Origin of the sequence: Alteromonas marina, from assembly GCF_000808575.1 — a bacterium.
GTDB classification, from domain to species: domain Bacteria; phylum Pseudomonadota; class Gammaproteobacteria; order Enterobacterales; family Alteromonadaceae; genus Alteromonas; species Alteromonas marina_A.
Window position 1 is genome coordinate 46,262 of record NZ_JWLW01000012.1, and the last position, 13,989, is coordinate 60,250.

The 13,989-nt window shown below is 44.9% G+C and carries 8 protein-coding genes; 5 read left to right on the forward strand and 3 right to left on the reverse strand.

Annotated features, from left to right (window positions below):
* The first annotated feature begins 67 nt into the window (after window positions 1-67).
* Together RJ41_RS05900 and RJ41_RS05905 are read left to right on the forward strand one after the other, a co-directional pair.
* Window positions 68-2,992, forward strand: coding sequence for an ABC transporter permease (locus tag RJ41_RS05900; protein WP_039218207.1), 2,925 nt, complete (start codon window positions 68-70; stop codon window positions 2,990-2,992).
* Window positions 2,989-4,443, forward strand: a complete 1,455-nt coding sequence (locus RJ41_RS05905) for a lipocalin-like domain-containing protein (RefSeq protein WP_039218210.1) — start codon at window positions 2,989-2,991, stop codon at window positions 4,441-4,443. Before RJ41_RS05900 ends, RJ41_RS05905 begins: the two co-directional genes overlap by 4 nt.
* A gap of 40 nt (window positions 4,444-4,483) precedes the next feature.
* Here the strand turns inward: RJ41_RS05905 and glsB are convergent, their stop codons facing one another.
* The 3 genes from glsB to RJ41_RS05920 all read right to left on the reverse strand — a co-directional run bounded on the left by glsB (window position 4,484) and on the right by RJ41_RS05920 (window position 8,169).
* Window positions 4,484-5,392: a glutaminase B gene (gene glsB, locus RJ41_RS05910; RefSeq protein WP_039219122.1), complete on the reverse strand. Its 909-nt coding sequence runs from the start codon at window positions 5,390-5,392 to the stop codon at window positions 4,484-4,486.
* Window positions 5,393-5,494: 102 nt separating this feature from the next.
* Complete coding sequence (locus RJ41_RS05915; protein WP_039218212.1) at window positions 5,495-6,973, reverse strand: alkaline phosphatase; 1,479 nt, start codon at window positions 6,971-6,973, stop codon at window positions 5,495-5,497.
* A gap of 236 nt (window positions 6,974-7,209) precedes the next feature.
* Window positions 7,210-8,169, reverse strand: coding sequence for a chemotaxis protein CheV (locus tag RJ41_RS05920; protein ID WP_039218214.1), 960 nt, complete (start codon window positions 8,167-8,169; stop codon window positions 7,210-7,212).
* 543 nt (window positions 8,170-8,712) lie between these two features.
* Here RJ41_RS05920 and RJ41_RS05925 point away from each other — a divergent pair.
* From RJ41_RS05925 to RJ41_RS05935, 3 genes are all read left to right on the forward strand, one after another.
* A complete protein-coding gene (locus RJ41_RS05925; RefSeq protein WP_039218215.1) occupies window positions 8,713-10,308 on the forward strand; it encodes an isocitrate lyase in 1,596 nt (531 codons plus the stop codon).
* Between the two features lie 282 nt (window positions 10,309-10,590).
* Window positions 10,591-11,535 carry a LysR family transcriptional regulator gene (locus RJ41_RS05930; RefSeq protein ID WP_014950208.1) on the forward strand — a complete coding sequence of 315 codons (945 nt, stop codon included), beginning with the start codon at window positions 10,591-10,593 and terminating at the stop codon, window positions 11,533-11,535.
* Between the two features lie 98 nt (window positions 11,536-11,633).
* Window positions 11,634-13,829 carry a malate synthase G gene (locus tag RJ41_RS05935; protein WP_039218220.1) on the forward strand — a complete coding sequence of 732 codons (2,196 nt, stop codon included), beginning with the start codon at window positions 11,634-11,636 and terminating at the stop codon, window positions 13,827-13,829.
* Window positions 13,830-13,989 lie beyond the last annotated feature (160 nt).

Sequence of the window (13,989 nt, forward strand, 5' to 3'; positions counted from 1 at the left end):
AGGTGAAAGACGTTAGCGATATGCGCCTTGTGAAAAACGCACCGAAAACAGAAAGTAGGAAGATAACGTGCTGCGCACTCTACTGTTAACACTTTCTAGCTTACTTGCAATGGCAAGGCACAGGCCGTGGGAGCCATTGCTCATTATGGCCGCAATTATACTGGCCAATGCTGGCTTGGTTACCGTTTTGCTTATAAACGAAGGCGCTACACAAGGTGAACTGTTACAGTCAAAGCAAGGGCTTACCTTGGGCAGTATCATCACCCCAGCAGACAGCAGAACTCGCTTTACACAAAGTGATTATGCCACGCTTCGCAAGCAGGGTTTTACCCAGCTTGTTGCAATAGCTGAACGAGACATCACCCTATCGTGCAATGCCAGCAAGCCCTCAACAACTCTCACATTACTCGGTGTTGATACTCAGCCTCTTTTAGGAAGTGCATTTAGAAAGAGAGGTTTTGAAGCGCCTGCTCAAAACGATAGCGCTCTTTCGCTTTCCTATTTATCGCAAAATGCGAATAAATTTAGTGAAATGGAAAACCAGCAGACGCCAGCGGGACGCGAATTGCGCTCAAATTCTGGGGGCGACTTCGCTGTAAATGGGCTTATTCACCCCTTAACGAACGCAAAACTGGCCTGTCACGACACGCTCAATGAAACCAATAGAAAATCCGCGCCAAGCCCCTATTGGCCTGCAACGGTAAGCGCGTATGTGAGCAGCTTTGCTCCACAAAATACAATTTTGATTTCTATTGATGATTTTTACAGAGGCGGGGTAACGATTGAGAATGATGAATCTGTTAAGCCTGTTATTCATGACAATGCTAAACGCGCGCAAGAGCAACAAGTAAAACAACAGAAAGCTTACGTCCCACTTTCCGGGTTTATTGCACTTTCACCGCTATCACAGCAGCATTTAACCCAAATAGAAACTCTACTTGGAATACCTGTAAAGCAAACCACTAGCAATACAGACAATGACACCGGTTCGTTGCCAGATAGTTTTAGACTAAATCTTTGGGCGATGAGTGGACTGATGGGCGTTGTGGCGCTTTTTATAGTACTTAACGCGCTAAACTTGATGTACCGCACGCGGCTACCCAATATCATTCGTTTACGGCAGCTGGGCATATCTCAGCGAATTTTAGGCAGTGCCCTATTCACCGAGTTGCTTGTTTACTGCGTAATAAGTATTCCAATTGGCATGTTCATCGGTTTTCAAGCGGCGTCATGGTTGTCACCTGTGATAAACGGTACATTTACGTCGTTGTTTAACGCTGTATTTGTTAACCCAGACGTTAATCTGCTTTTCACCTTCGGCTTCGCATTAACAACGACCTTTATATCGCTGGTTGTTTTTTCGTTAGTTTCTATAGTTAAGCTTTCAAATGCCCTAACCGTAACGCCTGTCAAAAAAGAAAATGCGTTAGGCCAATTTGCCGTAGGCCTTATCTCATTATGTGCCCTACTACTGTTATTTATCGCTGAGGGGTTCGTATCTTCTACAGCTTCAGCACTTTTCTTTGTTACACTGTTACTCCTTACCAGCTGCGCGCTTATTCTTCTTTGGTTACCTATTTTCTCTAGGCTACTGACTAGATTTGTACCAAGACAGTGGCCCGTGTTCCACTACGTCATTGCTAATATGCACTTACTGTCTAGCAAAACCCGTCTCGCCGTTTGTGCATTCTTTATCGCGCTAACCGCAAATATTGGTATGAATACCATGACGGACAGCTTTAGAGACGCCACTGAACAATGGTTAACGCAAAGGCTTTACGCGCCTTTCTATCTGTACACCGACGCGCCACTTAGTCGTATCGAAACGTTATCTACCAAATCGTCACCTCCGCTTGCTTTAACTCCTTTACTTAAGGCTGAGGGAGCTGTTATTGGCTCACATGCTCAAGAAGAGACACATAAAGAGACATGTGAAAACAGTAACAGCTCGCCCACTTACGTTTCTATCAGTAGCTACCCCGTTCACCAAAACGGTAAAAAGGCGCTTGTCCTCGATGATGTAATAAACAACGACCTCAACACAGTGTGGCGTGAGTTTACAGAAGGGAAAGGGGTATTCATCAATCAGCAATTAGCGTTTTCCCTTAACGCAAAGTTAGGACACACGTTAGATATAGAGAATATTCATCTTCGTAAAACTGCGAATTCAAGTTCTTCGGCGATTAATACATCTAACGAGGCGTATAGCTCGCCACAAGATAAAACTACTGACCCAACACAAGGCTCACAAAGCAGTTCGTCGAACTCGAACGTATTTGCAGTGACGCCTCAATGGAAAGTACTGGGTATTTATCCCGACTACGGTAACCTGAACGGGCAAATATTAGTGCCTCTTCCCTCATTTAATCGAAACGATGTCCTTATCAGGGATCAACTTTTTTCCGGTGTAATGGCTATTTACCCAGAGCCTTCTATTGAGGCTAACGTGATAGGCGACAACAAACAAAGCACCTATGGAAAGGACATCCTCGAACAGCAGCTAAAATCACAGTTAGGGGAACACCGCGAAATTGCCCTTTATACCCGACAGGCGCTGTTAGATACCTCTATGCAGACCTTTGATCGCACCTTTGTATTAACTGACGGCCTTAATATTACCACCCTATTGGTGGCGGGCGTCGCCTTCGCTGTTTCGCTGACGGTACTTAGCATAGGCAGCGCAGCGCAGTTATCTGTATTGCGTGCCCTTGGCGTTAGTCAGCTTAAAGTAAAAGCTTCTCTGTTTGCGCAATATCTGTTGCTTTGTTTTATTTCGGCCTTGCTCGCCATTCCTTTTGGCGTGTATTTGGCCTATGTCTTTATTCAACAAGTAAACCGGCATGCTTTTAACTGGGTGTACCCACTTTCACTTAATGCACAGGTTATTCTCTCTAGCGTAGGGTTATCGCTGTTTATCGTTTCACTGGTGCTGTTGTTACCTTTAGGAAAACTTAAGCCGAAAATTGATTTAAGGCAGGAAGTTCAGCTATGAAAAACTATTTAGGTAGTGCCAACACCACGTTTTTGCGATTTAAAGCCAACACCTTTTTAGTGCTTGTAGCTGCTTGTTTCACGTTGAGCGCATGTACTGAAAACCCAAAAGATGAAAACGAAACTCTGGGAACCTCCACGCCAAACGGCTTTTTTGGAAACATGCAGTCGAGCGACGCCTTTACGCCAGTAAAGCGGGGCAATATTGTTGAATTACCGCGCGATCACATGAGTCATCCCGATTTTCAGTTAGAGTGGTGGTACCTCACGTTTGTGTTAAGCGCTGAAGACGGGCAAGAGTTCGGCCTTCAATATACGCTTTTTCGTTTCAATACTGAGCAAGATGCTCCTTCAAGCGCTAAGGCTAATGCTAATGCTAAAAATAGTGCTGAAGGTAGCGCCGAAAGTAATGCCAAGAGTAATTACAATAGTAGCGCCGAAAGTAGTGCTAATCATAGTTCTGAAGATAACCGCCATACTAACGCTAATAGCCATATCGCAAGAAACTGGACTGATGGCCAGCAGTGGATGGGACATGCTTCGCTACACAGCGCTGAACAGCATTATTTCGAAGAACGATTTGCAAGCGGCGGCGTAGGTAATGCCTATGTGAATCAACAACCCTTTACGGCAGTGATTGACGATTGGGTTTGGAAAGCGGCACAGGCGGAGGTCCAAACAGGTGCAGAAAGCAAGGCTATGTTCCCATCCGTTTTAACTTTCGCTTTCGAGCAAAGCAACGCGCATCATTCGGTTAAAACACGTGGAAAAATCCCCGATCCCACTGCGGACAGCTTGTCAGAATTAAATAATGCGCCTGGCGTTAGCGCCGTCAAAGTCGCGCTTAACCTAAACACCTCTGGGCCTTTCATCAAACAGGGGGACAATGGCTACAGCAAAAAAACACAGGACGAACGCCTTCGCTCCTACTATTACAGCCAGCCATTCATTAACGCGGAGGGTACGTTAAACATAGAGGGCAATAGCGTAGAAGTTACGGGTAAAGGCTGGTTTGATCACGAATGGACGAGCCACCTAGCCAACAGTGAAGCCATGGGGTGGGATTGGTTCTCGCTGCATTTAGACGATGGAAGTAAATTGATGGCGTTTCGCATGCACGCCATGAATGAAAACATGAAAAATAGCAAAAGCAAACACAGCGAAATATTCACAACGGCTAGCTATATAGCGGAAAATGGCACGAAAGAAACCATCGAGCAAGCCAACATATCAATTACGCCAACGGCCTATGAAACAATCAACGAGGGAGAGTCACCTCGCTCTGTTCCCACTGCTTGGCGTATTCAAATACCAATAAAAGATATCGACGTATCCATTAGCCCGTTCAAGGAAAACCAATGGAATAACAGCTTATTTCCTTATTATGAAGGGCGAGTGGAAATAAAAGGCTCCCATTCAGGGAGCGGCTTTATGGAATTGACAGGCTACTAAAGCCTGTTGACCTTCGATATACAACGAACCGCAAAAGCCTCTAATAAATAGACCAATTAATGCGTTCACTTAGCGATGTCAAAGCCGCCACACCTAGCTGAGAATTACCCACGCTATTAAGCGCTGGCGAAAATACGCATATTGAAAAGCGTCCTGGTACAACAGCCACTATGCCTCCGCCTACGCCACTTTTACCCGGCAGACCCACTTTGAACGCGAAGCTCCCCGCTTCATCATACATACCGCTGGTTGCCAAGAGCGCATTCACCTGCTTAGTTTGATAAGGCGTTAACACCTGCTCATTTGCGCAGGTTGAGAAGCCGGCGTTAGCAAGAAAACTGGTAGACCGAGCTAGGTCTTCACAGCTCATTTCTAACGCACAGTTGTGAAAGTAATTACGAAGTACACCTTCCACTTCATTTTCAAAATTTCCGTAGGCCTTCATCAAATATGCCATTGCCGCATTGCGAGAGCGGTGCTCGTATTCAGACTCCGCCACCACCTTATTTACCACAATATCGCCGTTACAGCTTAAGCGTCTTACGAAATCTCGCATGGCAATATGAGGCGAAGCGAACCGAGATTGCACCATATCACTGACCACCAGCGCACCGGCATTAATGAAGGGGTTACGGGGAATACCGTTTTCATATTCCAACTGAACAAGAGAGTTAAAAGGCAGGCCGGATGGCTCGCATCCAACTCGCTCCCACATGGTTTCACCGTAGTGATTGATAGCTAAAACAAGATTAAAGACTTTTGAGATACTTTGAATAGAAAAAGGAACGCTCGCATCGCCTATCGACGTTATTTGACCGTTTGTGTCGCAAATTGAAATGCCAAATTGCCGTGGATTAACCGTGGCCAACGCAGGGATGTAGTCGGCAACTTTTCCCATGCCCAACATGGGCTCAACTTCATCATAGATATCTTGAAGTAGTGCCAGCATTTCGTTTTTCATAGCTCCCCTTTCCTGCTTACCACAGATAAAAATAAAGCGCCTTGTTATAAAAACGCTGGCGCTTTAATTTCTATACAAACAATGTAGCGATTAGTTACAGCGCCAATCTTCCTTAAAGTCACACAAGCCATCATCATCTTCGTCTGACGTAAGCTCAATGTTGGTCGATACCTTTTCTGATACTTTATTTGAATCAGAATCGATTATTACTGGCTGTTTTTTATCGATAAAACTGAAGATTGTTTTTGCAATATCCGTATTATCAATTTGCCCCGTAAACGACTGGTAGCCAGAGCCAAAAGCAAACACTTCAACATCTACCCCAGTATGACCACCTGTAGTCCACCCCGTATTTGTTTTTGTGTCCAAGAAGGTTTTTACTGCCATGAAGCGAGTTTCATCATCTTGGTTTGATACGCTATCTAGCGTGGCAAGCTCTTCTTCACTCAACGACAAGCCAAGCTTCTGCGCCACAAATTCGCCAGGGTTATCTTCATTTGCCATCTCTAAAGCAATTGTCATTACCGAGGCTGACATAGACTTAAGATGTTCAGGGCTCCAGCGGTAGTCGCCGTTCGCGCCAATGGTTAGGCCTCCTGTGCTGTGGTCCGCCGTCAAAATAACAAGAGTGTCTGGGTTGGCTTTCACATAGTCACGCAAATACTCCATAGTTAACGCAAGATCGTGCATTTCAGCCATGGCAGACGCGATATCGTTTGCGTGACCCGCCCAATCTACTTGGCTAGCTTCAACAAGAAGAAAGAACCCGTTGTCGTTTTCTAAGTGTTTAATAGCATGTTGAGTTAGGTACTCAAGACGATTTTTGCGCTTGTCGTCCAGTACCGCAGGCAGTGCTACCGGAGCAAACAGACCGAGAACATTACTTCCCGCAGGCACTGAAGCCAAGCGGTTATATGAGTCGGCATATTCGTAGCCAGCATCAATAAATTGCGCCAAGATATCTCTGTCGTCGCGTTCAAAGTAAGACGTTCCACCACCTAGCATCACGTCAGCGACAAACTTGCCCTCTACGCGAACATCAAAGAAATCTTCAGCTATTTCGTTGTAGTTCTTGCGGCTCTCGTTATGTGCGATGTATGACGCGGGTGTCGCATGAACAATTTGAGAGGTTACTGCCAAACCAGTACGCATGCCTTTACTCTTCGCATGGTGCATAACAGAATTTACCGGTTGTTTGTTTACATCAACACCTATTGCACCGTTGTATGACTTAACGCCAGTAGCAAGCGCTGTTGCGGCAGCTGCTGAATCGGTAACATAACCCGATACACGAGCGGGGTAAGTCGACGCGTTACCCACCAAAATCTCGTCAAATACAACTGTCTCGACTTCCGGAGTTGACGGATCATCTACATAATTACGATAAGCGGTGGTGTAGGCAGGCCCCATACCGTCGGCAACAACCATAATGATATTTTTCGGCACGCCTTTAGTTTGCGTACCGGTTGCACTTGCTGATTCGGTTATAGATTCTGTGATACCACAACCCGCAAGAACAGCAATAGACGCACAACTTAGTAGTGATGTGCGAACAAATTGTTTAATCATTTAAACTTCCCTGAGTAAGTAAGGTATCTACCGGCCTGGTTACCCGAAGATACAACAACAATAAAGAAACTATCGCGAATGATTCTTTGGTGATCATAAAGGTGTTAGCAAAGCGATAAGATGTAATAGTGTAAAGCAGGCTGGCAAGATGCTCAAAGCTTTTGGACAAAATAACGCAAGCATGAGATGACCAGATGGTCATCTCATCAAATTAGCAACTTTTAAGAAGGAAGCGACTACTTATTTTGTGATGAGAGGTATTCGCGCATGCGCTGTTGTGCCACGTCAACGAGCATGTCGGGCTGGAACTTGGAGATAAACCTGTCACACCCCACTTTTTCTACCATGGCGTCGTTGAAGCTTCCGCTTAATGATGTGTTGAGTGCTATAAATAAGTTGCTCATACGCGGGTCGTTACGCACTTCTGAAGTAAGTCGATAGCCGTCCATTTCTGGCATTTCTGCGTCGGTGAACATAAGCAGAATTTCGTCGGTAGGATTTTTACCTTCATCTGCCCACTTTTTGAGTAATGCTAACGCTTCAGCGCCGTTTTTTCGTTCGATAATCGTGATGCCAAGCTGCTCTAACGTATCCTTTATTTGTTTTCTTGCCGTGCTTGAGTCGTCCACTATCAACACTTTCTTACCTAAAAAGTGGTTAACTATCTCTTTATCTAACACTTCTTCAGAGATAGATGTGTCGTAATCGATGATTTCCGCGAGCACTTTTTCAACATCAATGATTTCTACCAGCTCTTGTTTACCCTCAACATTCACCTGAGTTATGGCGGTTAAATAATTGGATTTTCCAATGCCGCTAGGGGGGGGTTGAATGGTACCCCAGGATGTATTCACTATGTTTTTTACCTCACCAATAATGAAGCCCTGCACGCTTCTATTGTACTCAGTGATGATAACGTTCTTGGCTGTTGCCTGTGTGGCTGCACCGCGCATTTTGATTGCCTGACGCAAGTCTATAATGGGAATGGAGCTTCCTCGGTAGTTCATCACCCCTTTCAGATTGTGATGTGAACCAGGCATTATATTGAGCTTAGGTACGTTTATAACTTCTTTAATTTTAAAGACGTTCATGGCAAATATGTGTCGTGTTCCCAGTTGAAACATCAAAAGTTCAAGCCTGTTCTCGCCTACAAGCTTGGTTCTTTGATCAACTGACGACAATACACCGCTACTCATAACACCTACTTTTACAATTAATAATCAACAACCTAGCGCCAACTTAGCGCCTTTCGCCTATCAAACCGCGTTGTTGTGCCCCTTTAGGCTAACGCTACCCTGACCACAGGTATAAAGCTATTACCCATTTAGCTAATAGACATTTGAAAAAACCAACACTATTAGGAATTTACCGACCGCATACCAAACAGGCTGAAGACAAAGATCCGACCAAACAACCATAATTAGTATTTTCACCAATGCCCATTATTTGAAGGCTTCCCTACCACTTACGCTGCCATAGTTCAGCGAAACTATTTGCTAAGCGAAATCATTTCTTAAATATAGGCGAACATTTCAGTGCGCGCTTGCAATTTAAGTTTGTCCCTACAACTCGACTGACTCCCACACAATCTACATTCATAAAATAAATGACCGCAATGCAAAATATATATTTCTATTATTCCAAATCCGGCACTAGGATGAAATGGAATCAACGGGAACGCCCTACAGCGTAAACATAAACAACGTTAAGTATTTTAATTACAGTCGGGAGAGACGCTCATGTCGCAATATCAACAAGACATTGATAACTTCGCCACATTAAAGGCAGCACAAAACGGAACTTGGGAAGGTATCAACCCAGAATTCGCTGCACGCATGAAGGTTCAAAACCGTTTTAAAACAGGTTTAGACATTGCTCGCTATACTGCAAGCATTATGCGCAAAGACATGGCTGAATACGACGCAGATTCGTCTCAGTACACACAGTCACTAGGCTGCTGGCATGGCTTTGTAGGCCAACAGAAAATGCTTTCAGTTAAAAAGCATCAAGGCACAACAAATAAAAGCTACCTATACCTTTCTGGCTGGATGGTAGCAGCACTTCGCTCTGAGTTTGGTCCTCTACCTGACCAATCAATGCACGAGAAAACATCAGTTTCTGCACTTATTGAAGAGCTTTACACTTTTCTTCGTCAAGCAGATGCGCGTGAATTAGGCGACCTTTTCCACAAACTAGACGACGCGAAGAAAAACGGTGGCGATGTAGCTGCAATTCAAGCTGAAATCGATAACTACGAAACGCACGTAGTACCAATTATCGCTGATATCGATGCAGGTTTTGGTAACGAAGAAGCGACTTACCTTCTAGCTAAGCAAATGATTGAAGCTGGCGCGTGCTGTATTCAAATCGAAAACCAAGTGTCAGATGCGAAGCAATGTGGTCACCAAGACGGTAAAGTAACGGTTCCACACGAAGACTTCCTAGCTAAAATCAACGCAGTTCGCTATGCGTTCTTAGAACTTGGCGTAGATGAAGGTGTTATTGTTGCACGTACCGATTCACTGGGTGCAGGCCTTACTCAAAAGATCCCAGTATCTACATCAGAAGGTGACTTAGCCGCCCAGTACAACGCATTCCTTAAAACGACTGAAGTTGCAGGTGTTGAAGACCTAACTGAAGGTGACCTAGTACTTAAGCAAGGCGGCAAACTGGTTAAACCAGAGCGTTTACCAAACGGTCTATTCCGCTTCAAAGAAGGTACAGGTTTTGACCGCGTAGTACTTGACTGTGTGACTTCACTTAAGCACGGCGCTGACTTGCTTTGGATTGAAACTGAAAAGCCACACGTTGGCCAAATTGCTGAAATGGTTAACGCTATTCGCGAACAAGTACCGAACGCAAAGCTGGTTTATAACAACTCTCCATCATTCAACTGGACGCTTAACTTCCGTCAGCAAGTATTTGATGCCTGGACAGAAGAAGGCAAAGACGTTTCTGGATATGACCGCGCGAAACTTATGTCTGCTGACTATGATGACAGCGAACTTGCAGCAGCGGCGGACGAGAAGATTAAGAGCTTCCAGGCTGACGCAGCGCGTGAAGCGGGTATCTTCCATCACCTTATCACGCTTCCGACTTATCACACTGCAGCACTGTCTACTGACAACCTTGCAAAAGGTTACTTCGGTGAAGAAGGTATGCTTGCTTATGTACGCGGTGTTCAGCGTCAAGAAATTCGCCAAGGTCTAGCGTGCGTTAAGCACCAAGCGATGGCAGGTTCTGACCTAGGTGATACGCACAAAGAGTACTTCTCAGGTGAAGGTGCACTTAAAGCGTCTGGTGAAGATAACACCATGAACCAGTTCGACGTATAACGCGAACAGGCAATGAGTTAAACGGAAAGTATCCCAACCTTTCCTACAGGGCACCTTCGGGTGCCCTTTTTTGTGCACGCTATTCATTTCATTTATATTTTCTACGAAAAATAAAAGAAGCCATATTTTTCAAAACCCCATAAAAAAATTATATACACCATATTTTTCAATCACTTATTGTTATAAAAGTGCTTAAGTTAAGACTAAACGCTTATCTGACAATCAAATAAAAAAGCTTTATAATATCTATGTTTAATTAGGTTTAAAAAGAGCATTAGAATAATGAATATAGCGAAGGTCGACCTGAATTTATTGGTTTATTTAGATGTGCTGTTGCGCGAAGGAAGTGTAACCAAAGCTGCAAACCAGCTAAGCATTACTCAGCCAGCAATGAGTAATGGCTTAAAGCGCCTTCGCGATCTGTTTAAAGATCCCCTATTAGTTCGCACTAGCGATGGGATGACTCCCACCAAGCGTGCCCTTGAGCTGCAACCTATTATTCGCGATGTTCTTAGCCGATTAGAGAGCTCTATTCAGCCCGAAACTGATTTTGACCCGTTAACCAGCGACAGAACCTTCCGCATTATGACCAGTGACTATGCAGAAAGTACCTTGTTACTTGAACTCGTTGGAAGACTGGCCGATTTAGCGCCCAATATAACCCTTGACCTTATTACCCCGAGTGACGTGACGTTCCACGATGTAGAACAAGGTAAAGTGGATATGGCAATTAACCGATTCGATGAACTGCCTTTGTCGTTTCACCAAAAAGTTATCTGGTATGACACCTTTAGCTGCGTTATGAGTTCCGACCATCCGCTAGTAGAAAAATGCAACCTAGAAGGCTACTTGAGTGCCCAGCATATTTGGGTGAGTAAAACTGGGTTTGGTGTGGGCGTAGGTATTGACCCGAATGAAGTTCAAAAGTTGGGTTGGGTAGACGCTGAGCTAACAAAAATTGGTAAACAGCGTGCAATTCGCGTATTTACTCGCCACTACCACGCAGCGCTTCAGATTGCGAAAAAGCAAAAACTTATTGCTACCCTACCAAGCAAAGCGGCGCGTTTATTCAAACACGACCCAGATGTCGTAATTAAAGAGCCGCCTTTCGACATACCACCTATTGCGCTAAAAATGGCGTGGAGTGCCCTACTTCACCATGACGCAGGTCACATTTGGTTGCGCCGCTTAATCAGCGATGTAGCTAGCGAAATGAATGCGGGCTAAACATTCACAGAATATATGGCAGAAATACAAACCATAAATTAAAAAACTATCTCTATACACACTACACTGGGTGAACAGACAAATGTATAGAGGTAGTTATGCAAGGATATATTACTAGAGGCCGACTACAGGTTGCCGAACAACTCGATAACTTTATTAATGAACAGGCACTTCCTGGCACAGGCGTAGATAAAGACACTTTTTGGCAAGGTGCAGAAACCCTCTTCGAAAAATTCATTCCTCAAAATCGCGCACTATTAGAAAAGCGAGAACAGCTTCAGCGCGCTATCGACGATTATCATAAAGCTGGCAACCCAGTAAATGGAACCGAATATACCGACTTCCTAAAAAGCATTGGTTACCTTGTTGAGCAGCCATCTCAAGTGAGTGCACAAACACAAAACGTGGATGCTGAAATAGCGACAATGGCAGGCCCTCAGCTAGTCGTGCCAATAAACAACGCTCGCTATGCACTTAACGCGGTAAACGCCCGTTGGGGAAGTTTGTACGACGCACTATACGGCACTGACGTCATCAGCAATGAAGGTGGAGCAGAAGCAGGAAAAAGCTACAACCCCGTACGCGGCGCCAAAGTCGTTGCGAAAGCGAAAGACTATCTAGATGGCATGATACCTCTAGCAAAAGGCAGCCACGCTGACGTTACTGAGTATAAGGTTGAATCGGGTAAATTGGCGATCACTCTTGTCGACGGCGATGAAACCACCTTAGCAAACACAGAGCAATGGCAAGGATACCAAGGTGACATTAGCGCACCGTCAAGCCTGCTATTTGCGCACAACGGTCTGCATTTTGAAATTCAACTAGACCCGACTCATCCTATTGGCGAGAGCGATGCCGCAAACGTAAAAGACGTACTGGTTGAAGCTGCATTAACCACCATAATGGACTGCGAAGATTCCGTTGCTGCTGTTGACGCTGAAGACAAAACCTTGGTGTATAGCAACTGGTTAGGCTTAATGAAAGGCTCGCTAAGCATTGAAATGACAAAGGGCGGAAAGCAGCTTGTTCGCGCTATGCATGACGATAGAAGCTACCAGCCGTCTAAACACGCTTCACAAGACAAGCTAAAAGACGGCGAACTAGTACTTTCTGGTCGAAGCCTTATGTTTGTTAGAAACGTGGGCCACCTTATGACTAATAATGCCATGCTCTTTGACGGCGAAGAAGTGCCAGAGGGGATCATGGACGGGTTAGTCACTTCACTTATCGCAAAGCATGATCTTTTAGGAAACAGCAAATTTAAAAACAGCCGCGAAGGCAGTATTTATATTGTTAAACCAAAAATGCACGGTCCAGAGGAAGTGGCATTTTCTAACGCATTGTTTGGTGCTATAGAAACGATTATCGATGTTCCAGCTAACACCCTCAAAATGGGTATAATGGATGAAGAGCGCCGTACTAGTATCAACCTTCAGGCTTGTATTGCTGAAGCCACTTCACGTGTAGTATTTATCAACACAGGTTTCTTAGACAGAACCGGTGATGAGATCCATACCTCGATGCTTGCCGGCCCTTTCGCAGAAAAAGCTGCGCTCAAGTCTATGGCGTGGATCAAGGCTTATGAAACTGCAAACGTTGCAGTAGGCCTTCGTTGTGGCCTTTCTGGCAAAGCGCAAATTGGTAAGGGCATGTGGCCAATACCTGACGAAATGCAAAATATGATGACCGCGAAAATTGGTCATCCTAAAGCAGGGGCTAATACGGCGTGGGTTCCCTCACCTACTGCAGCAACATTGCACGCGCTTCATTACCACGATGTAAATGTGTTTGACGTTCAAAAGTCCCTAGATGAAAACTTTAGTGGCCTTGCTGACATACTTACCATTCCATTGTTAGAAGATGCCTCTACTTTGACGCGTGAAAGTATTAAGCGTGAAATCGACAATAACGTTCAGGGCATTTTAGGCTACGTTGTACGCTGGGTTCACCAAGGCGTAGGCTGTTCGAAAGTTCCGGACATCAACAATGTAGGCTTGATGGAAGACCGCGCGACCTTGCGTATTTCATCGCAGCATATCGCCAACTGGCTGGAGCATGGCATTGTAAGTGTAGATCAGGTAAAGGAGTCTTTGGCTCGTATGGCTGTCTTGGTAGATGAGCAAAATGCGGGAGACCCTGAATATATCCCAATGACACCTGATTTAGACAGCTCAATTGGCTTCTTAGCCGCAAGTGACCTTATCTTCAAAGGTAAAGAGCAACCTAGCGGTTACACTGAACCTTTATTACACGCCCGTCGACGTGAGATGAAAGCGAAGCTTGCGGCGAGTTAATGTCAGACGTGTATTTGTTGGTTAGAATCTCAGGTTTATAATCAAGGTCACAAAGCGCGTTAGTGACACAAATGCATATAAACATGGCTCACACTGTTAACCCAGAAGTGAGCCTTTTTTATGGGTCGTTTCCACGTTGTTCAAACAATTGCAAAGTGTG

Coding starts and splice junctions, on each gene's coding strand:
- RJ41_RS05905 (WP_039218210.1), top strand. CDS start 2,989: ATGAAAAACTATTTAGGTAGTGCCAACACCACGTTTTTGCGATTTAAA.
- RJ41_RS05925 (WP_039218215.1), top strand. CDS start 8,713: ATGTCGCAATATCAACAAGACATTGATAACTTCGCCACATTAAAGGCA.
- glsB (WP_039219122.1), bottom strand. CDS start 5,392: ATGCTGGCACTACTTCAAGATATCTATGATGAAGTTGAGCCCATGTTG.
- RJ41_RS05935 (WP_039218220.1), top strand. CDS start 11,634: ATGCAAGGATATATTACTAGAGGCCGACTACAGGTTGCCGAACAACTC.
- RJ41_RS05915 (WP_039218212.1), bottom strand. CDS start 6,973: ATGATTAAACAATTTGTTCGCACATCACTACTAAGTTGTGCGTCTATT.
- RJ41_RS05920 (WP_039218214.1), bottom strand. CDS start 8,169: ATGAGTAGCGGTGTATTGTCGTCAGTTGATCAAAGAACCAAGCTTGTA.
- RJ41_RS05930 (WP_014950208.1), top strand. CDS start 10,591: ATGAATATAGCGAAGGTCGACCTGAATTTATTGGTTTATTTAGATGTG.